Annotated in this window: 16 protein-coding genes; 8 read left to right on the top strand and 8 right to left on the bottom strand. The window is 69.7% G+C overall.

The window, feature by feature from the left end; translation table 11 throughout:
• Window positions 1-31: 31 nt before the first annotated feature.
• The 3 genes from JOD27_RS33715 to JOD27_RS46245 form a co-directional block, all read right to left on the bottom strand.
• Complete coding sequence (locus JOD27_RS33715) at window positions 32-2,128, bottom strand: carbon starvation CstA family protein (RefSeq protein ID WP_204766368.1); 2,097 nt, start codon at window positions 2,126-2,128, stop codon at window positions 32-34.
• A gap of 86 nt (window positions 2,129-2,214) precedes the next feature.
• Window positions 2,215-2,544 (bottom strand): hypothetical protein, encoded by a 330-nt coding sequence (locus JOD27_RS33710; protein WP_204766367.1) that lies wholly within the window; start codon window positions 2,542-2,544, stop codon window positions 2,215-2,217.
• On the bottom strand, window positions 2,541-2,768 hold the full coding sequence (locus tag JOD27_RS46245) for a DUF3311 domain-containing protein (protein ID WP_275591870.1): 228 nt from the start codon (window positions 2,766-2,768) through the stop codon (window positions 2,541-2,543). Before JOD27_RS46245 ends, JOD27_RS33710 begins: the two co-directional genes overlap by 4 nt.
• A gap of 89 nt (window positions 2,769-2,857) precedes the next feature.
• On the opposite strand from JOD27_RS46245, the gene JOD27_RS33700 reads away from it, so the two are divergent.
• The 4 genes from JOD27_RS33700 to JOD27_RS33685 all read left to right on the top strand — a co-directional run bounded on the left by JOD27_RS33700 (window position 2,858) and on the right by JOD27_RS33685 (window position 8,464).
• Window positions 2,858-4,339, top strand: coding sequence for a sodium:solute symporter family protein (locus tag JOD27_RS33700; protein WP_204766365.1), 1,482 nt, complete (start codon window positions 2,858-2,860; stop codon window positions 4,337-4,339).
• Window positions 4,336-4,878, top strand: a complete 543-nt coding sequence (locus JOD27_RS33695; RefSeq protein WP_204766364.1) for an RNA polymerase sigma factor — start codon at window positions 4,336-4,338, stop codon at window positions 4,876-4,878. Before JOD27_RS33700 ends, JOD27_RS33695 begins: the two co-directional genes overlap by 4 nt.
• Entirely contained in the window at window positions 4,868-5,116 is a 249-nt protein-coding gene (locus tag JOD27_RS33690) for a hypothetical protein (RefSeq protein ID WP_204766363.1), read from the top strand. The genes JOD27_RS33695 and JOD27_RS33690 overlap by 11 nt, the downstream gene beginning before the upstream one ends.
• A gap of 270 nt (window positions 5,117-5,386) precedes the next feature.
• Window positions 5,387-8,464 carry a family 78 glycoside hydrolase catalytic domain gene (locus JOD27_RS33685; protein WP_204766362.1) on the top strand — a complete coding sequence of 1,026 codons (3,078 nt, stop codon included), beginning with the start codon at window positions 5,387-5,389 and terminating at the stop codon, window positions 8,462-8,464.
• Here the strand turns inward: JOD27_RS33685 and JOD27_RS33680 are convergent.
• Window positions 8,448-9,677 (bottom strand): SGNH/GDSL hydrolase family protein, encoded by a 1,230-nt coding sequence (locus JOD27_RS33680; RefSeq protein WP_204766361.1) that lies wholly within the window; start codon window positions 9,675-9,677, stop codon window positions 8,448-8,450. The genes JOD27_RS33685 and JOD27_RS33680 overlap by 17 nt on opposite strands.
• A 125-nt stretch (window positions 9,678-9,802) precedes the next feature.
• Complete coding sequence (locus tag JOD27_RS33675) at window positions 9,803-10,816, bottom strand: LacI family DNA-binding transcriptional regulator (protein WP_204766360.1); 1,014 nt, start codon at window positions 10,814-10,816, stop codon at window positions 9,803-9,805.
• Window positions 10,817-10,984: 168 nt separating this feature from the next.
• On the opposite strand from JOD27_RS33675, the gene JOD27_RS33670 reads away from it, so the two are divergent.
• The 4 genes from JOD27_RS33670 to JOD27_RS33655 are packed head-to-tail and all read left to right on the top strand — an operon-like array spanning window position 10,985 to window position 15,572.
• Window positions 10,985-12,202, top strand: coding sequence for a sugar ABC transporter substrate-binding protein (locus JOD27_RS33670; protein WP_204766359.1), 1,218 nt, complete (start codon window positions 10,985-10,987; stop codon window positions 12,200-12,202).
• Window positions 12,203-13,081, top strand: coding sequence for a carbohydrate ABC transporter permease (locus JOD27_RS33665; protein WP_204766358.1), 879 nt, complete (start codon window positions 12,203-12,205; stop codon window positions 13,079-13,081). It begins immediately after the preceding gene.
• Window positions 13,078-13,881: a carbohydrate ABC transporter permease gene (locus JOD27_RS33660; RefSeq protein ID WP_204766357.1), complete on the top strand. Its 804-nt coding sequence runs from the start codon at window positions 13,078-13,080 to the stop codon at window positions 13,879-13,881. The genes JOD27_RS33665 and JOD27_RS33660 overlap by 4 nt, the downstream gene beginning before the upstream one ends.
• Before the next feature lie 11 nt (window positions 13,882-13,892).
• Window positions 13,893-15,572: an amylo-alpha-1,6-glucosidase gene (locus tag JOD27_RS33655; RefSeq protein ID WP_204766356.1), complete on the top strand. Its 1,680-nt coding sequence runs from the start codon at window positions 13,893-13,895 to the stop codon at window positions 15,570-15,572.
• Here JOD27_RS33655 and JOD27_RS33650 read toward each other — a convergent pair.
• From JOD27_RS33650 to rhaI, 3 genes are read right to left on the bottom strand one after another with little or no spacing between them, the layout of a single operon-like run.
• Entirely contained in the window at window positions 15,520-16,833 is a 1,314-nt protein-coding gene (locus tag JOD27_RS33650; RefSeq protein ID WP_204766486.1) for a rhamnulokinase, read from the bottom strand. The two genes, JOD27_RS33655 and JOD27_RS33650, sit on opposite strands and share 53 nt — an antisense overlap.
• Before the next feature lie 8 nt (window positions 16,834-16,841).
• Window positions 16,842-18,866 carry a bifunctional aldolase/short-chain dehydrogenase gene (locus JOD27_RS33645; protein WP_204766355.1) on the bottom strand — a complete coding sequence of 675 codons (2,025 nt, stop codon included), beginning with the start codon at window positions 18,864-18,866 and terminating at the stop codon, window positions 16,842-16,844.
• Window positions 18,866-20,020, bottom strand: a complete 1,155-nt coding sequence (rhaI, locus tag JOD27_RS33640) for an L-rhamnose isomerase (RefSeq protein WP_204766354.1) — start codon at window positions 20,018-20,020, stop codon at window positions 18,866-18,868. Before rhaI ends, JOD27_RS33645 begins: the two co-directional genes overlap by 1 nt.

Below are 20,020 nucleotides of genomic sequence, written 5' to 3'. Positions count from 1 at the left end.
ACGTGACGGTGGATGAAGGAGCCTTCATCGCTCACCGCGCGACGAGGTCCGTGAGCTTGGGTGGCTCGGGCAGAGTCGAGGCGACGTACGGTGTCTCGGTGGTCGGGGGAGTTGGGCCGAGCAGAGCCGTTCGCCACACCCGCACGGCGTCGAGGATGACGATGATCACCAGCAGCGCGAACACGGCGGCCAGCACGCCGTCCACTGTGGAGTTGGTGATGATCGCCTGCATCTGGTCGGTGTTCTTGGCCGGGGCGAGGAGCTTGCCCTGGGCGAGCGCGTCGGCGTAACGCTCCCGCTGCGCGAAGAAGCCGAGCTTCGGGTCGGAGCTGAACACCTTCTGCCAGCTGGCCGTCAGCGTCACCGCCACGTCCCACGCCAGCGGGACTCCGGTGACCCAGGCCCACTTCACCCGGCCGCTCTTGATCAGCAGCGTGGTGCACACGGTCAGCGCGATGGCCGCGAGGAGCTGGTTCGCGATGCCGAACAACGGGAACAGCTGGTTGATGCCGCCCAGCGGGTTGCTCACACCGGCGTAGAGGAAGTAGCCCCACGCGAGCACCACGGCGGCGCTGCAGATCCAGAGCCCCGGCCGCCAGGACACCCGTGCGAACGGCTTCCACACGTTGCCGAGGCCGTCCTGCAGCATGAACCGGCCGACCCTCGTGCCCGCGTCCACCGTGGTGAGGATGAACAGCGCCTCGAACATGATCGCGAAGTGGTACCAGAACGCCTTCATCTCGGCGCCGCCGAGGAACCCGGAGAAGATCTCGGACATGCCGACGGCGAACGTGGGTGCGCCACCGGTGCGGGCGACGAGAGTGCCCTCCTGCACGGCGGCCGCGGCGGCCTGCAACTCGGCCGGGGTGATGGTGAAGCCGAGGTTGCCGACGGCCTCCGATGCCGTCTGTACGGTCGTGCCGACGACGCCGGCGGGGGAGTTCATCGCGAAGTAGATGCCGGGGTCGAGCATGCACGCGGCGATGAGCGCCATGATGGCGACGAACGACTCGGCGAGCATCGCGCCGTAGCCGATCAGGCGGACCTGGGACTCCTTCTGGATCAGCTTCGGGGTGGTGCCCGACGCGATCAGCGAGTGGAAACCGGACAGGGCACCGCAGGCGATCGTGATGAACACGAACGGGAACAGCGACCCGGTGAACACCGGGCCGGTGCCGCTGAACGCGAAGGCCGTGAACGCCTCGGTCTTGAGCACGGGTGCGGTGACCAGGACACCGACAGCGAGCAGCACGATGGTGCCGATCTTCATGAACGTGGAGAGGTAGTCGCGCGGTGCGAGCAGCATCCACACCGGCAGCACGCTGGCGACGAACCCGTAGCCGACCAGCCACAGCACGAGCGTCTTCGGCTCGAGCGTGAAGAATCCGGCCCAGGCGGAGGTCTGCACCCAGCCGCCGGCCAGGATGGCGGCGATCAGCAGGACGACGCCGATGACGCTCGTCTCGACCACCCGGCCGGGCCGGACGACCCGCAGGTAGAAGCCCATGAACAGCGCGATCGGGATGGTCATCGCGATCGAGAAGGTGCCCCACGGCGACTTCGCCAGCGCGTTCACCACGACCAGCGCCAGCACCGCCAGCAGGATGATCATGATCGCGAAGACGCCGACGAGTGCCGCCGCGCCGCCGATCGGGCCGATCTCGTCGCGGGCCATCTGGCCGAGGCTCTTGCCGTCGCGGCGCATCGAGAAGAACAGCGTGACCATGTCCTGCACCGCGCCGGCGAAGATCACGCCGACGATGATCCAGATCGTGCCGGGCAGGTAGCCCATCTGCGCGGCCAGCACCGGGCCGACCAGCGGACCGGCGCCCGCGATCGCGGCGAAGTGGTGTCCGAAGAGGACACGGCGGTCGGTGGGCTGGAAGTCCACGCCGTCGTCGAGCCGTTCCGCAGGGGTGGCTCGGGTGTCGTCCACCTGCAGCACGCGCTTGGCGATGAAGCGCGCGTAGAAGCGGTAGGCGATCGCGTACGAGCCGAGCGCCGCGGCCACCAGCCACACCGCGGACACGTTCTCGCCTCTGGACAGCGCGAGCACCGCCCAGGCGACCGCGCCCACGACGGCGACGACCGTCCACACCAGGACGGATCGCAACCTGGTCTTGTTCAATGGAACTCCTTGTCAGCGTTGAAAAAGAGTGCGCGAACCCGGCCGGCCGCTCCAGCTGAGCGGTCGGTGGGCGGGTGGTTCTTCGGTTACGCGGGCGGTAGGCGGCCCATGCAGGCGCGCAGGCCCGCGTCCGGTGGCAGGTCGGTGGTGAACCAGCGGATCGGCCCGATGCGACGGCAGCTCACCGTGACGTCGCGAGCGGCCAGATGCGCCCAGGCGGTGGGATGCGCGTAGACGGCGCCCACAGGTAGTGCGTCGACTGCCCGGAGGCCGCGGTGCAGTTTGGCGCGGCGCATCACGCGCACCGAGAACTCACCGGAGTCGGCGCAGCACATCCCGGTGACGTGCCAGTCGACGACCACGACCTCGTTCGGCCGGAGTTCGTTGCGCGCCAAGGTGTCCAGCCGGAACGTCACTTGTCCTCCGGGTGCAGCCGCAGCGCTACGGACAGGCACAGCACGGTGACGATGAGGCAACCGAACTGGTACCAGTAGAAGAACGGCACGCCGACGAGGCGAGGTTCGGTCCGTGCGTACAGAGGCACCGCCATCGCGGTGATGCAGGGCAACACCAGCAGGACCACTGTCGATGCGGAACTTCGCGGCCGCACTGTCGCACCTCCTCGTCGAGTGTTTCCCATGAGTTGCGCGGGTGACGCGTTCGGTTTAACCAGACGCGGAAATTTTTTGTCGCGTATGTTGCGCCGGTGCCCGACGAGGAGGACGAGTCGTGACCGGAGTCGACGTGCCCGCGCTGCTCGCGTTCGGGGCCGTCCTCGTGCTGACCTCCGCGGTGGCGGTGGCCGCCCGCTGGTTCTACCGCGCCGACGTGCTGCCGACGCCGATCGACTGGGCGATGGCCGGCCGCCGGTTCGGCACCGTCACCACGTGGTTCCTACTCGATGGCACGATCTACACGGCGTACACGTTCGTGGCAGTGCCCGGCGTCGTCTACGCCGAGGGTGCGATCGGCTTCTTCGCGCTGCCGTACACGGTGATCGTGTATCCGCTGGCGTTCTGGCTGCTGCCGAAACTGTGGCGGGAGGCCCGTGACGTCGGCGCGGTGACGATCGCGGACGTGGTGCGGGTGCGGTACGACTCGCCGGGACTGGCGCTCGCCGTGGCGTTGACGGGAATCCTCGTCACGATGCCGTACGTGGCCCTGCAGCTGCTGGGCATCCGCACGGTGCTGACCGTGCTCGGCGTCTACCCGGCGGGCGTGACCGGTGACGTGATCCTGGGCGTGGTGTTCGCGGTGCTCGCGGTGGCGACGTACCGCAACGGGCTGCGCGCGGCGGCCGTGATCGGCTTCCTCAAGGGCGTGCTGGTGTTCGCGGCGATCGTGGTGATCGTGGTGCTGCTGGGACCGCCCGACCGCCTGTTCGCCGCGGCGGAGCGCCGGTCGACCGGCTCGCCGGACCTCGTGTCGGCCGGTGTCGACGCCGGGGTGGTCACCACCCACCTCGATCCCGGGCTGTCCACCGCCTACGTGACCTTGGCGGTCGGCTCGGCGCTGGCGTTGCTGATGTACCCGCACGTGCTGACTGCGGCGTTCGCCGCGCGCGGCGAGCAGGTGCTGCGCCGCAACTCCGTGGCACTGCTGGGGTGGACGGCGCTGCTGGGCCTGTTCGCGCTGCTCGGTGTGGCCGCGCACGCGCTGGGCGTGGTCGTCGCACAGGGCCGGGCCGAGCTCGCCGTACCGACGATGATCACGCAGATCATGCCGGGCTGGGCGGCGGGCGCGGTCTTCGGCGCGCTCGCGATCGGAGCGCTGGTGCCGGCGTCGATCATGTCGGTCGCCGCGGCGATGTTGTTCACCCGCAACGTCTACGTGGAGTACGTCAACCCGAACACGACTCCGAAGCAGCAGACGTCGATCGCACGGTTCGTGTCGTTGCTGGTGAAGTTCGGCGCGCTCGGCTTCGTGCTGCTGCTCGCCGCGCAGGACACGATCAACCTGCAGCTGCTGGGCGGCGTGTGGGTGCTGCAGACGTTCCCCGCGGTCGTGCTCGGCGCCCTCACCCGCAGGCTCTCGCCCGCGGGCATGCTCACCGGCTGGGCCGTCGGCATGCTGACGGGCACCCTGCTGGTGACCTCCGGCGGGTTCTCGGCGGTCGTGCTCGTGGGCGGCCTGCAGATCTACGCCGCCGTGATCGCGCTCGCGGTGAACCTGGTGGTGGCGTTCGCGGTGAGCGCGGTGTGGCGCCGGTGAGCGAGGACCAGCCGGACACCGTCGAGACGCTCGCCGGCCGCGATGCCGACCGGGAGAGCGCGCTGGCCGCGTTGTTCCACCGCCACCACCTGGAACTGGTGCGGCTCGCCACCCTGCTCGGCGCGGAGTCCGACGCGGAGGACGTGGTCGCCGACGCCTTCTGCGAGCTGCACCGCGGCTGGAAGCGGCTGCGCTCGGAGCAGGCGGCGCTACCCTATTTGCGTGCGGTCATCGTGAACCGGGTCCGGATGCGCGTCCGGCACCTGCAGGTCGTGCGCAAGCACGTCGAGTGGGTGCGCGAGGACGTGGCGTCCGCCGAGTCCCAGGCCATGGTGCGCGACGACCAGCGCGCGTTGGTGGCGGCGCTGCGCTCGTTGCCGGAACGGCAGCGCGAGGCGCTGGTGCTGCGGTACTGGCTGGGCCTGAAGGAGGTCGAGATCGCAGAGGCGATGGGCATCAGCGCGGGGGCGGTCAAGGCCCACACCGCGCGCGGTATGGCGAAACTGGGCAAGGTGCTGGAGGGACAGGATGACGACTAGCGGCGAACAACGGCTGGAAGAGGCCCTCCGCACGGTCGCCTCCGGGGTGACCACGTCCCCCGACGCCTACCGCCAGGTGCGGTCCCGCTGGCGCCGGAAGGAACGCCGCCGCCGGCTGATCGTCGCCGCATTGGCCACCGCGGTCGTCCTCGCCACCAACGGCATCGCGCTCTGGGCGCTCAACGACGCCCGCCCCGACCAGCACATCATCTTCACCGACCCCACCCACACGCGCTGACCTGACGCGCAAGAGCGCGAGTCCCTGGTCGTGCCGCGCGTGTACGTCGACCCGCCGCACACGCGCGCACCCCCGAAGATCGCTTCCCAAGGTCGCCGTTCATCGTTTGCCGACAGCGGGGTTGCGCGGATGGATTGAAGCGTTTCAATCGGCTGTCCAGTTGTGGACAGGCTTCCCTCGAACGTCTTGACGTGTCCTCTCATGCCCAACGACGCTGACTGGCACCTCAGTGATTGAAACGTTTCATCCAGCGACGAAGGTGGAGACGACGTGCGGCGACGGGTGTTCCTGAAGACATCGGCGGCCGGGTTGTCCGCTACGGCGTTGCCGGTCGGGGTGGCGCAGGCCGGGCAGGAGAAGGCGGGCGGGCTGTGCGTCCTGCGCACCACCGTCGAATACGCGGAGACGTTGCTGGGGACCGACGTCACGGCGCCGCGGCTGGGCTGGGTGCTCGCTGCGAGCGGCACCGGTGCCCGCCAGACGGCTTATCAGATCGAGGTGGGCACCGCGCCGGGACGGGCGGACGTGTGGCAGTCCGGGCGGGTCAGCTCGGACCGCACCGCCGGAATCGCCTACGGCGGCAAGGGGTTGAAGCCGCGCACGCGGTACCACTGGCGCGTGCGGGTCTGGGACGGTGCGAACAAGTCGTCGGCGTGGAGCGCGAACGGCTGGTGGGAGACGGCGCTGCTCGGCACGCCGTGGCAGGCGCGGTGGATCGGAGCCGCGGACTCGTCGATCGGGTTCGACGGTGCCTCGTGGATCTGGTCGGCCACAACGCCTCCGGAAAGCCGGTGGTTCCGCACTCGGGTCGACTTGCCGGCGGAGGCGGTCAGAGCGCGGCTCGTGGCCACTGCCGATGACGACTTCACCTTGTACGTCAACGGGTCTGAGGCGCTGCACGTGCCGGAGCAGACGGACGTGTGGAAGGTCGGCCAGCGCGCCGACGTCACGCGGCTGCTCAACGGCAGGCAGATCGTGCTGGCCGCGCGCGCCACGAACAGATCGCCCGGACCGGCCGGGTTCCTGTTGCGGTTGCTGGTGGAGCTGCCCGACGGGCAGCGCGAGGTCGTCACCGGGCCCGGCTGGAAGGTCGCAGACACCGAGCAGACCGGGTGGCAGACACCGGGGTTCGACGACTCGGGATGGGCCGTCGCCACCGTCCTCGACCCGTACGGGCAAGGGCCGTGGGGTGCGAACGTCACGGTCAAGGAGCAACCCGCGCCGTTGCTGCGCAAGGAGTTCAGCCTGAGCAAGCCGGTGCGCAGCGCCAGGTTGTACGTCTGCGGACTGGCCTACCACGAGACCGAGATCAACGGCCGGCGCGTCGGCGACCGGGTGCTCGATCCCGGTTTCACCGACTACGACAACACGGTTCTGTATGCGACGCACGACGTCACCGGGCTGGTGCGGGCCGGGCGCAACGCGATCGGTGTCACGCTGGGGCGCGGGTTCTACGGCATGAAGACACCGAACGTGTGGCGCTGGGAGCACCCGCCGTGGCACGACGAGCCGAAACTGCTGGCACAGCTGGAGATCGAGCACCCCGACGGCACGCGCACGACGATCACCTCGGACGAGTCGTGGCGGCTGACCGACGGGCCCACGGTGTCGAACTCGCTCTACACCGGCGAAACCTACGACGCCCGCCTCGCCCAGGAGAACTGGACCAAACCCGGCTTCGACGACAGCAAATGGCTCCCGGCACCGGTCAGGCCCGCTCCGAAGGGCACGCTGAAAGCGCAGGAGCACGAACCGATCCGCGTGGTCGAGTCGGTCACACCGACGACGACCAGCCCGAAGCCCGGTGTGTTCGTCGCCGACATGGGGCGCACGATGTCCGGCTGGACGCAGATCACGGTGACCGCACCCGCGGGAACCGTCGTCCGGCTCAAGCACGGCGAGACGCTGAACTCCGACGGCACCGTGCACATGGAGAACGGGCACGTCACCGGCAGCCGCATCCAGCTCGACGAGTACGTCTGCGCGGGCCGGCAGGAGACCTGGGAACCGAAGTTCTCCTACAAGGGTTTCCGCTACGTCGAGGTCACCGGCCTGAGCGAGGCGCCACGACTCGTCGGCCGGGTCGTGCACTCCGACGTCCAGCGGGCGAGCACGTTCCAGTGCTCGGAGCCGTTGTTCGAGCAGTACGACGCCGCGATGCGCCGCACCGTGCTGAACAACCTGCACGGCATCCCGACCGACACCCCGACGTACGAGAAGAACGGCTGGACCGGCGACGCGCAGGTCGGCGCGCCGTCGATGCTCGCCGAGTTCGGGATGGCGAAGTTCTTCACCAAGTGGCTCGGCGACCTCGCGGACAGCCAGGACGCGGCGGGACAGCTGCCGGTGATCGTGCCGAGCGGCGGCTGGGGCTACCGCGAGCTCGCGCCCGCGCCGGAGTGGACGACGGTGTACCCGTTCGTGCTGCGCGAGATGTACCGGATCTACGGCGACGACAGGCTGCCCGTGCAGCACTGGCCGGTGCTCACCCGCTACCTCGACTGGGAGATCGGCAGGCTGCAGAACGGGCTCGCCGTCACGGCGCTCGGCGACTTCCTGCCACCCGGCTCCGGAGGCATTCCGCCCGAGGACACCCGGCTCACCGCCAGCGCCTACCTCTACCGCTCCCTGTTGCACACCGCCGAACTCGGTGACGCGATCGGCAAACCGGTGCCGCGTTATCGCGAGGTCGCCGCGAACCTGCTGGCGGAGTTCAACAAGACGTTCCTGGACGGCTACTACCGCACGGCCAAGGACGACGGCTACCGGCAGACCTCCAACGCGATTCCGCTGGCGTTCGGCATGGTGCCCGCCGGGTCCGTCCAGGCGGTCGCGGACCGGCTCGCGGCCGAGGTGAAGGCCAACGGCGACCACGTCAACGTCGGCTGCCTGGGCGCGAGCGTGCTGCTGAAGGCGTTGAGCGACAACGGACACGCCGACGTCGCGCACGCCATGGCCACCGAGCGCTCGTACCCGAGCTGGGGGCACTGGTTCGCGAACGGCGCCGACACCATGTGGGAGATGTGGGACACCGGAACGCGTTCGCGCAACCACTACTTCAAAGGCACTGTCGCGCAATGGTTGTACGAGCACGTGGCCGGGCTGGTGCCGGGCGACGCCGGTTATCGGACGTTCACCGTGCGGCCCAACGCCACCACCGGGTTGTCGTGGGCGCGGCTCGAGTTCGAGAGCGTGCGCGGACGCATCGGTGTGGCGTGGGCCAAGGTCGACGGTGTGCTGCGGCTGACCGTCGACGTGCCGGTGGGCTCCACCGCCGAGGTGCACGTGCCCGGCTCGGCGGTGAAGACCGTGCCGCACGGTCGGTGGACGTTCAACGGAAAAGCTTGAGGGGAACCGCTTCGGCGAGCATGCGGTAGCCGGTGGGGTTGAGGTGGAGGTGGTCTCCGACGTCCGCGACGGGCAGGAGCTGCCGCGGGTTCGCCGGGTCGCGGACGGCGGCGTCGAAGTCGATGACGGCGTCGAACCGACGGCTCGTGCGGATCCAGCGGTTCACGGTCTGCCGGGACTCCTCGCGGAAGCCCTCGTCGTAGAAGCTGGCTCCGAACGGGGTGATCGTCGCGCCGTACACCTTGATGTCGTGCGCGTGGGCCCGCTCGAGGATCTGCTGGTAGGCGGCGATCAGGTCGTCTGCCAGCTGTTTCTGGGCGGCTTCCGTCGTCGCCGCCGTGCCGATGTCGTTGACGCCCTCGAACAGCAGCAGCCACCGCACGCCGCTCTGCGCCAGCAGGTCGCGGTCCAGCCGGGCCAGCACGCTGGGGCCGAGGCCGTCGTTGAGCACACGGTTGCCGCCGGCGGCCTGGTTGAGCACCGCGACGTCGCCGCGCAGCCGGTCGAAGAACTGGTCGGGCCAGCGATTGTTGCCGTTGGTGGTGGAACCGCGGCCGTCGGTCAGCGAGTCACCGATCAGGACGACGGCCGACGCGGTGGAGACCACCTCGATGCCGCTGAAGAAGTACCAGTGGTCGACCGGCGTCGCCCCCGTCAGGTCCGCGTCCTCGGTGTGGTTGCCCGCCAACAGGTACGACGTGGTGCGTGAGCCGGGGTGCGAGGTGATGTCGTTGGACGCCTGGCCGCGCGCGAGATAGATGGTGACCGTGAGGATCGATCCGCGCGCCAGCGGGAAGTCGAGCGGGTCGGACACCGCCAGTGCGCCGCGCGGAACGTCCACCGAGGACCGTCCGTTGAACGTCAGGCGCCGCAGCGTGTTCGGCTGGATCGCGCTGACGCCCGCGCGGCCGTCCTTCGGCAACGCGACGGTGACCGCGGTGATCGGCAGCACCGCGCCCCCGAACGCGTTGGAGAAGCGCAACCGAATTCGCCGTCCGCCGACCGTGACCCGGACGGTCTGGCGCAGCGTGGCATCGGCCAGCACCAGACCGTCCTGCGTGAACGGCGGAGGCGGCATGTTGCCCGGTTCGCACAGCTGCGGCATGGACGTCCAGGTGTTCACCCAGCCGGTCCGCCCGGAGGCCTCCGCTCTGGCGACGGCGGGGGTGAGGACACCGGTGGCGGCCAGACCGAGGAACGAGCGCCTGCGCATCTTCCACACCTTTCGGAAAAGGAGACCGAAAGATCAACCTAGAAGTGCGCGCAAATGAGCGTCAATTGACAAATGGACGCAAATTCATTTTCGAAAGTTTTCGATATCGAACCGGTTCGCGACCCTCACGCCCCGCGGCGCGCTCCCGTGCTCGACCGCAACGTGATCGCCGGTGCGAGCATGCTGTGCCGCGGCGTCGCCGACGGGTCGCCGATCTGCTCCAGCAGCAGGTCCACGGCCAGCCTGGCCATGTCACCGGCGGGCACGTCCGCGGCCGTCAGCGGTGGGTGGAAGTCCTCCGCGAGCCGGTCGGCGATCACGCCGGTGAGGGAGAAGTCCCTCGGCACGTCGAGCCCGGCGCTGTGCAACGCGCGCTGCACGCCGGGCAGCGCCGCCTCGTTGATCGTGACCGCAGCCGTCACCTCCGGCCAGCGGGTCCTGATGTCCTCGAAGCACGCGACACCGGCGGCGGGCTCGTCCGCGCAGCACACGGTGTGCGCGTTGATGCCGCACTCCTGAGCGGTCTCGGTGAACGCCGTCGTCGCGCGCAGAGCCGGGCCGTAGCCGGCGGCGACGAGCTCGTCGGACCGGTTGATCAGCACGACGTCGGAGTGGCCGAGGTCGGCGAGGTGGCGGACGCAATGGGTGATCAGCCCGCTGTAGTCGACGTCGACCCACCACGACGCGGCCGGATGCTCGACGTGGCCGATCGTCACGAACGGCAGCCCGGCGCTCGTCAGCCGCTCGACCCTCGGATCCTGCAGCAGGATCTCCATCAGGATCACGCCGTCGACGCGGCGGCCGGTGACGATCCGCTCGAACGACCGGTCGTGATCACCTCCGCTGGGGGACAGCAGCACGTCGTGGTCGTGTGCGGCGGCGGCCTCCACGACGCTCGCGACGAACGCCAGCTGGACGTCGGTGAGCCGGGTGCTCGCGGGCGGTATCACCAGCCCGAACGTGCGGGTGCGTCCCTCGGCGAGCGCGCGGGCGCTGGCGTTGGGGCGGTAGCCGAGCTCGGCGATCACGTCGTTGATCCGCTGGGCGGTCGCCGCGGACACCGGCCGTTTCCCGCTCAGCGCGTACGACACGGTGCTGCGGGACACCCCGGCCCGCTTGGCGATCTCTCCGATGTTCATGCGCGCATCCCGTCTCCGGCTCGGTTCTCCAGAACCGGTTCGACTGTGCGCCATCGTAGAACTTTCCCTCTTGCACGACATCACACGCGGGGTTTACGTTGACGCCGCTCTTCGGCGTCGAACCGGTTCGACCTCTTGTCGTCAGCGAAGCCGTCAGGAAGGACCTCCATGTTCTCCGCACCTGTACCCGCACGTCTGCTGGCCGCGCTGGGCCTGGTCGTGTCCGTGGCGGCGTGCTCGTCAACGCCCGCCACCACCGCGACACCGGACACCTTCTCCGTCTGGGATCCGTACCCGCAGTTCACTGCCGAGTCCGAGTGGGTGAAGACGATCGAGAAGTGCGGGACGGAGGCAGGAGTCAAGATCCAGCGTCAGGCCTACGACACCACGGACCTGACCAGCAAGGTCCTGCTCGCCGCACAGCAACGCACCGCGCCGCAGGTGCTGGTGGTCGACAATCCGGTGGTGTCCACGCTCGTCGAGGCAGGAGTGCTGAAGGCGAACTCCGACGTCGGCCTCGACGCCGGGCAGGTCTCGCCGAACCTGGTGGCCGCCGGGACGGTCGAGGGGCAGACCTACGGCGTGCCGATCGGCGCGAACACCCTGGCCCTCTACTACAACAAGGCCGTGCTGGCCGCCGCCGGAGTCGACCCGGCCTCGGTGAAGGACTGGGACTCGCTGAACGCCGCGCTGGCCAAGGTGAAGGCCGCGGGCAAGAAGGGGATCACCTTCTCCGCGATCGGCACCGAGGAGGGCACCTTCCAGTTCCTGCCGTGGTTCTGGGGCGCGGGCGGGAAGCTGACCGACCTGCCGTCCGGCAAGGCCGCGCTGGAACTGTGGAAGTCCTGGCTCGACAACGGTTACGCGCCGAACTCGGTCGTGAACAACACCCAGACCACGAGTTGGCAGGAATTCGCCACCGGCGAGTACGCGTTCGCCGAGAACGGCACCTGGCAGCTCGGCAACGCGAAGAAGGCCGGGTTCGAGTACGGCGTCATCGCGATCCCCGCCCGCACCGGAGGTACCGCGCCCGCGCCGACGGGTGGCGAGTTCGTCACGGTTCCCGCGCAGGACAACAAGGACACCGAGGCGAAGGCGGGCCGCATCGGCTCCTGCCTCACCGCGCCGGACAAGGTGCTGGCCGCGGACACCGCGCTGACCTACATCTCGGCCGTGCCCTCCGTGCAGCAGCAACAGGTCTCGGCCCAGCAGGACCTGGCCGTGTGGGTGGAGGCGGTGAAGAACGCCAAGGGACGCACCGGGGACAACCTCGGCACGAAGTACCCGAAGATCTCGCAGCCGCTGTGGGGTGCCGTGCAGGCCGCGCTCACCGGTGCGAAGGCGCCGGAAGCGGCGTTGCGGGACGCCCAGGCCGCGGTGAAGTAGGTGCGGGCGAGGCTGGCGGGGTGGGCCTTCCTGGTCCCGCTCGTGGCGTACCTCCTGGTGTGCTACGCGTATCCGCTGTTCACGAACGTCGACCTGAGCATCCGCGGGTACACCGTCCGGTCGTTCGTCCACGGCGGCGCGCCGCTGGTCGGGTTCGCCAACTACGCAGTAGTGTTCGGCGACCCGACCTTCCGCACCGCGCTGCTCAACACCGTCCTGTTCACCCTGGTCTCGCTGTTCTTCCAGTACACGATCGGTCTCGCGGCGGCGTTGTTCTTCGCCCGCGGCTTCCGGCTGTCGGCGACGCTGCGCGCGTTGTTCCTGGTGCCGTGGCTGCTGCCGTTGATCGTGTCGGCGTCGACCTGGGCCTGGCTGCTCAACAGCGAGTCGGGGCTGGTCAACGCGGCGCTGAAGGTCGTGGGCCTGGGGCCGGTCAACTGGCTGACCTCGCCGGAGTGGTCGCTCGTGTCGGTGACGATCGCGAACATCTGGATCGGCATCCCGTTCAACCTCGTCGTGCTCTACAGCGGGCTGCAGAACATCCCGCGCGAGGTCTACGAGGCGTCCTCTTTGGATGGTGCGAGCGGCTGGCAGACGTTCTGGCACGTCACGTTCCCGTTGCTGCGCCCGGTTTCCGCGATCACGCTGCTGCTCGGGCTGGTGTACACACTGAAGGTGTTCGACGTCATCTGGATCATGACGAAGGGCGGGCCGAGCGGGTCCTCCACCACGCTCGCGACCTGGTCCTACGAGCTCGGGTTCGGCAACATGCTGCCGCGCTTCGGGCCCAGCGCCGCCGTCGGCAACGTGCTGATCCTGATCGCGGTGATCGCCGGGCTGCTCTACATCCGCGTGCAGCGCAGGCAGGAGCTCGCATGAGGTCCTGGCGCACACCGGTCGGCGTGCTGCTCACCGCGGTGATGCTGTTCCCGGTCTACTGGATGGTCAACGTGTCGCTCACGCCGTTGAGCGACATGCGCAAGGCGCCCAGCCTGATCCCGGTCCATCCCACGACGGAGGGCTACGAGCGGGTGCTGCGCGAGCAGGTGCCGTACCTCGGCACGAGTCTGCTCGTCGCGCTCGGGACCGTCGTGCTGACCCTGGCACTGGCGGCACCGGCCGCGTACTCACTCGCCAAACTCCGGCCCGCCGGACGGCGGGCGCTCGGGTTCGTGCTGCTGGTCGCGCAGATGATCCCGGGGATCATCATGGCGCTGGGCTTCTACGGGATCTACGTCAAGCTCGGCGTCACGAACACCGTGTGGGGACTGGTTCTCGCGGACTCGACCATCGCGGTGCCGTTCGCCGTGCTGATCCTCACCTCGTTCATGGCGTCCGTGCCCGACGAGGTGCTGCAGGCGGCCAGGATCGACGGGGCGGGGCCGTGGCGGTCGTTCGTCTCGATCGTGCTGCCCGCGAGCCGCAACGGCGTGGTCACCGCCGCGCTGTTCTCGTTCCTGTGGGCGTGGTCGGACTTCCTCTTCGCCGCGACGCTCGACTCGGGCGGCCGGCTGCAGCCGCTCACGCTCGGCATCTACCGCTACATCGGCAACAACAACCAGGAGTGGAACTCGATCATGGCCACCGCCGTGGTCGCGTCCGTGCCCGCGACGGTGCTCATCGTGGTGGCCCAGCGCTACGTCGCGGCGGGCGTCACCTCCGGTGCCGTCAAGGACTGAAAGGAAGACCCGTGGCCACCGAGTTCTCCGTGCGCGAGATCCCGTTCAGCCGGTCCGGCGCGTGGTTCGGCCTCTCGCCGGTGGTGGGGCTGGCGAGGTACGCGCAGGATGTGCACGTGGTGTCGCACCGCAACGGCATGCACGCCGTGCTGTCCCTGGTGCCGTCGCGGCCCGCCGCCATCGTCGCCGATCCGGCGGTGCTGACGTGGCGCAGCGGTGGGGCGCAGATCCAGGCGGTGTTCTCCGCTCCGGACACGCTCCGGATCTCGGGCAACGGCCTGGGGATGCGCATCGCGGCCGCCGAACGGACGCTCACGCCGTTCACCGGCACGTACTTCTTCGCCGAACCGGCGGGTGGCGCGGTGTTCACGTCCTACGAGACCGGGCACCGCTTCCGCGTCACCGTCCTTTCCGGACAGTCGAAGGACACCGGCGAGCAGGAGCTCGCGACCGCGGACCGTGCGGTCGTGCTGGGAGAGGAACCGTGGGAGGTGGTGATCGAGGAGTTCACCACGGCACGGTCGCCGTTTCGCTCCGACACGGAGTTCGCCGACGTGGTGAGTGCCGTGCGCGAGGAGTTCGGGCGGTACGTCGAGGCTGTCGCGCCGTCCCGCGCACCCGCCGCCGAACTGGCCTGCTACGTGATCTGGTCGGCCACCGTCGACCCGGCCGGGTTCGTGACGCGTCCGGCGGTGCTGATGTCCAAGCACTGGATGGACAAGGTGTGGAGCTGGGACCACTGCTTCAACGCGCTGGCCCTCGCACCCGGTGCACCGGAGCTCGCCTGGCACCAGTTCCAGGTGGTGTTCGACCACCAGGACGCGCAGGGCGCGCTGCCGGACTCGATCACGCACTCCGAGGTGCTGCGCAACTTCGTGAAGCCGCCGATCCACGGCTGGACCATCGGCCGGTTGCGCGAACGGCTGCCCGGCGGGCTGCCCGACCCGGAACTGGCCTACCACCAGCTGTCGGCGTGGACGTCGTTCTGGCTCGACCACCGGCGGGCGCCGGGCCGGCCGTTGCCGTACTACGAGCACGGCAACGACAGCGGCTGGGACAACTCGACGGTGTTCCGGGAGGAACGGCTCGTCGAGTCGGCCGACCTCGCCGCGTTCCTGGTGCTGCAGATGAAGGAACTGGCCGTGCTCGGCGCGGAGATCGGCGACGGCACCCCGTGGGGCGAGCGGGCCGACGAGATGCTGTCCGCGCTGCTGCGGGAGTTGTGGGACGGCACCAGGTTCGTCAGCCGGGGCGTGGCGTCGGGGGAGCTGAGGGCCACCGCGAGCCTGCTCGACCTGATGCCGGTCGTGCTGGGCGAGCATCTGCCGCGCGAGATCTTCGACCGGCTGTGCGACGGCGTCGCCGAGCACCTGACCGACGTCGGACCCGCCACCGAGCTGACCGGCTCGCCGTACTACGAGGCCGACGGCTACTGGCGGGGCCCGGTGTGGGCCCCGGCCACCGTGCTGATCGAGGACGGCCTGCGCCGCGGTGGCGCGGTGGAGCTGGCCGACGAGGTGAGCGCGCGGTTCCGGGCGACCTGCGAGAAGTCCGGATTCGCCGAGAACTTCGACGCGCTCACCGGACAGGGTCTGCGCGACCGGGCCTACACCTGGACGGCCGCCGCCTACCTCCTGCTCAGTGGGGGAGATACCGCCGCGGCTGCTGGGACTCCCGCACCAACGTCCTGAGGTCGGCGAGCGTGCCGTGGACCGCACCCACGGCACGCGCCTGCACCAGCACGTTGCCCAGCGCGGTCGCCTCCGCGGGCCCCGCGATCACCGGAAGACCGCACGCGTCGGCGGTGAGCTGGCACAACAACTCGTTGCGCGAGCCGCCGCCGACGATGTGCACGACCTCGACCTCCTTGCCGGACAACCGCTGGGCGTCCGCGACGGCGTCCCTGTGCGCCAGCGCGAGACTGTCCAGAATGGACCGGACGATCTCGGGCCTGGTCATGGTCCTCCCGCACTGCCGCTGGATCCGCGCGGGCATGTCGCCGGGCGGCAGGAACACCGGGTCGTTGGGGTCGAACACGGTGCCTCGCGCGTCGGCGGCCTCCCGCAGCAACGGCTCCAGCGGGGTCCCCCAGTGCCGCAGGCACTCCTGCACCAGCCACAGGCCCATCACGTTGCGGAGGTAGCGGATCGTGCCGTCGACGCCGCCCTCGTTGGTGAAGTTGGCGGCGCGGCTCTCCTCGGTGAGCACGGGGGAGTCGAGCTCGACGCCGACCAGCGACCACGTGCCACACGAGATGTAGGCGAACCTGTCGTTCCCGGCGGGCACGGCGACGACGGCGGACGCGGTGTCGTGCGAGCCGACCGCGGTGACCGGCACGCCCTCGTGGGTGCCCGCCGGGTCGCCGGGGTGGCGCAGCTCCGGCAGCAGGCCTTTCGGCAGGTCACGGGTCAGCTCGGCCGACCACTGTCCACTTCGGACGTCGATCAGGCCGGTCGTCGTCGCGTTGGTGTACTCGGCGCCGCGTTCACCGGTCAGCCAGTAGGACAGCAGGTCCGGGATCAGCAGGAGCTGCGAAGCGTGCGCCAGCAGCGGTTCTGCCATCAGCTGGAACATCGTGTTGAACGGCTGGAACTGCAGCCCGTTGACCTGGTACAGGCCGTCCGGCGGTGTGATGCCCTCGGTGCGGGAGTCGCGGTAGTGCACCGGGTTGCCCAGCAACGCGCCACGTGCGTCGAGCAGACCGTAGTCGACCGCCCAGCTGTCGATGCCGATGCTGTCGAGCCCGACCGAGCCGAGTTCGGCGGCGAGCCGCAGACCGACGAGGACTTCCTGGTACAGCGAAAGGACGTTCCAGTGCAGGCTGCCGAGCAGGCGCACCGGCCCGTTGGGGAACCGGTGCACCTCCTCGGCGTGCAGCTTGCCGTCGCCGACCCGGCCCAGCAGCACGCGGCCGCTGGAGGCGCCGAGGTCGACGGCGGCGACGGTTGACATCACCGCCGTCATCGCAGGAACGCCGCGGCCACACCGGCGTCGACCGGCACGTGCAGGCCTGTGGTGAGCGACAGGTCGCCCGCTGTCAGCGCGAACACCGCCGCGGCCACGTGCTCGGGCAGCACCTCGCGCTTGAGCAGGGTGCGCTGGGCGTAGAACTCGCCGAGCTTCTCCTCGGGCACGCCGTAGACCGCGGCTCGCTGGGCACCCCAGCCGCCGGCGAAGATTCCGGAGCCGCGGACCACGCCGTCCGGGTTGATGCCGTTGACGCGGATGCCGTCCTCGCCGAGCTCCGCCGCCAGCAACCGGACCTGGTGCGCCTGGTCGGCCTTGGCAGCGCCGTACGCGACGTTGTTCGGGCCGGCGAAGACCGCGTTCTTGCTGGAGATGTAGACGATGTCGCCGCCCATCCGCTGAGCGCGCATGACCTTGGCGGCCGCCTGCGACACCAGGAACGAGCCCTTGGCCATCACGTCGTGCTGCAGGTCCCAGTCCGCCTCCGTGGTGTCGGCGAGCGGCTTGGAGATCGACAGGCCCGCGTTGTTGACCACCAGGTCCACGCCGCCGAACGCGAGCGACGCTGCCCGGAACGCCTCGGCGATGCCCGCGGTGTCGGTGACGTCGACCGTGACCGCCACGGCCACGTCCGTCGAGCCGATTCCCTCGGCGACCTCCTGAGCGCTGTCGCCGTCGCGGTCGGCCACCACGACGCACGCGCCCTCGGCGGCCAGCCGCCGCGCGATGGCCCGGCCGATGCCCGATCCGGCGCCGGTGACGAGCGCGACGCGGGTGGCGAGCGGCTTGGGCTTCGGCATCCGCTGCAGCTTGGCCTCTTCGAGCGCCCAGTACTCGATGCGGAACTTCTCGCTCTCCTCGATCGGCGCGTACCGGGAGACCGATTCGGCGCCGCGCATCACGTTGATGGCGTTGACGTAGAACTCGCCGGCGACGCGCGCGGTCTGCTTGTTCTTGCCGAAGCTGAACATGCCGACACCAGGCACGAGCACGATGGCCGGGTCGGCGCCGCGCATCGGCGGGCTGTCCGGCTCGGCGTGCCGCTCGTAGTAGGCCCGGTAGTCCTCGCGGTAGGCCTCGTGCAGGTGTTCCAGCCGCTCGACGACGTCTTCGAGCGGTGCCGTCGGCGGCAGGTCGACCACCAGCGGCCGGACCTTGGTGCGCAGGAAGTGGTCGGGGCACGACGTGCCGAGCGCGGCCAGCTCCGCGTGCCGTTCGCGGGACAGGAAGTCCAGCACCACGTCGCTGTCGGTGAAGTGACCGACCTGCGGCGAGTCCGTGGACGCCAGACCGCGGACCACCGGTGCGAGCTCGGCGGCCCGCACGCGGCGCTCGCCCGAGGGGAGCGGTTCGTGGACGACCGGGCCGAACGGTTCGGCGCGGCCGTGCTCGTCGAGGTAGCGCTGGGCGGTGTTGATGATGTCGAGCGAGTTGGCCTCGCACTCCTCGCTCGTCGCACCCCACGCCGTGATGCCGTGCCCGCCCAGGATCACGCCGATCGCCTGCGGGTTGTCCCGCTTGACCGCCGCGATGTCCAGCCCCAGCTGGAAACCGGGCCGCCGCCACGGCACCCACACCACCCGGTCGCCGAAGCAGGCCTTGACGAGCGCCTCGCCGTCCGCGGCCGTGGCGAACGCGATGCCCGCGTCCGGGTGCAGGTGGTCGACGTGGGCCGCGTCGACCAGGCCGTGCATGGCCGTGTCGATCGACGGCGCCGCGCCTCCCTTGCCGTGCAGGCAGAAGTCGAACGCGGCGACCATCTCGTCTTCCCGTTCGACACCGGGGTAGACCGACGTCAGCGCGCGCAGCCGGTCGTGCCGCAGCACCGCGAGCCCTGCCTCGGTGAGGGTGCCGAGATCACCGCCGGATCCCTTGACCCACACCAGTTCCACGGGCTGCCCGGTGACCGGGTCGAGCTCCTCGCCCTTGGCCGAGGTGTTGCCGCCCGCGTAGTTGGTGTTGCGCGGGTCGGCTCCGAGCCGGTTGCTCCGCCCCAGCAGCGCCTGGACCTGACTCATCACGCACCCCACCCGGCGGCCTCGCCGCCGACTCGTTCACGGACGATCTGCTCCGCGTACCCGGACCGCCGGTACGCGGCCATCGGGTCGGGATCGAGGCCCATCTCCTCGCGCAGCTCACGCAGGAGCGGGCGGACATCGGTGTTGTAGGCGTCCATCAACGCACCGTTCGCGCCGAGCACGTCACCGTCCTGCTGGAAGGCCGCCAGCGCCTCGTGGTCGACCAGCAGAGCCTTCGCCGTGGCCTCCTGGACGTTGAGCACCGAACGGATGATCGCCGGGATCTTCGGCTCCAGGTTGTGGCACTGGTCGAGCATGAACGCGATGCCCGCGGCCGGCTTCAGCGCGTCGGCCAGCACGATCTCGTGCATGATCCGGAACAGCTGGAACGGGTCGGCCGCACCGACCATCAGGTCGTCGTCGGCGTAGAAGCGCGAGTTGAAGTCGAACGCGCCGAGCTTGTCCGCCCGCAACAGGAACGACACGATGAACTCGATGTTCGTGCCCGGCGCGTGGTGCCCGGTGTCGATCACGACCTGCGCCTTCTCGCCGAGCTGCAGGCAGTGCGCGTACGCCGTGCCCCAGTCCGGCACGTCGGTCGTGTAGAACGCGGGCTCGAAGAGCTTGTACTCCAGCAACATCCGCTGGTGGTCGCCGAGCCGCTCGTACGTCTCCCGCAACGCCTCGGCGAGCCGGTCCTGACGGGCCCGGATGTTGTCCTGCCCTGGGTAGTTGAGACCGTCGGCGAACCACAGCTTCAGGTCCCGCGACCCGGTCTGGTCCATGATGTCGACGCACTCGAGCAGGTGCCCGATCGCCTTGCGGCGCACCGCGGCGTCCGGGTGGCACACGCTGCCGAGCTTGTAGTCGTCGTCCTGGAAGACGTTGGAGTTGATGGCACCGAGCGCGACACCGCGGTCCCGCGCGTACTCGGCCAGCTTGCCGTAGTCGTCGACCTTGTCCCACGGGATGTGCAGCGCGACCGTCGGCGCGACGCCGGTGAGCCGGTGTACCACCGCCGCGTCGTCGATCTTCTCGTACGGCGTGCGCGGAACTCCCTGCTGCGCGAACACCTTGAACCTCGTCCCCGAGTTGCCGTAGGCCCACGAGGGGGTTTCGATCCGCTGCTCGCGCAGCGCGTCCTTCACACTCAT

The sequence above is a fragment of the Lentzea nigeriaca genome, from assembly GCF_016907955.1.
Lineage (GTDB): Bacteria > Actinomycetota > Actinomycetes > Mycobacteriales > Pseudonocardiaceae > Lentzea > Lentzea nigeriaca.
This window is presented reverse-complemented; position numbering and strand designations above follow the sequence as displayed.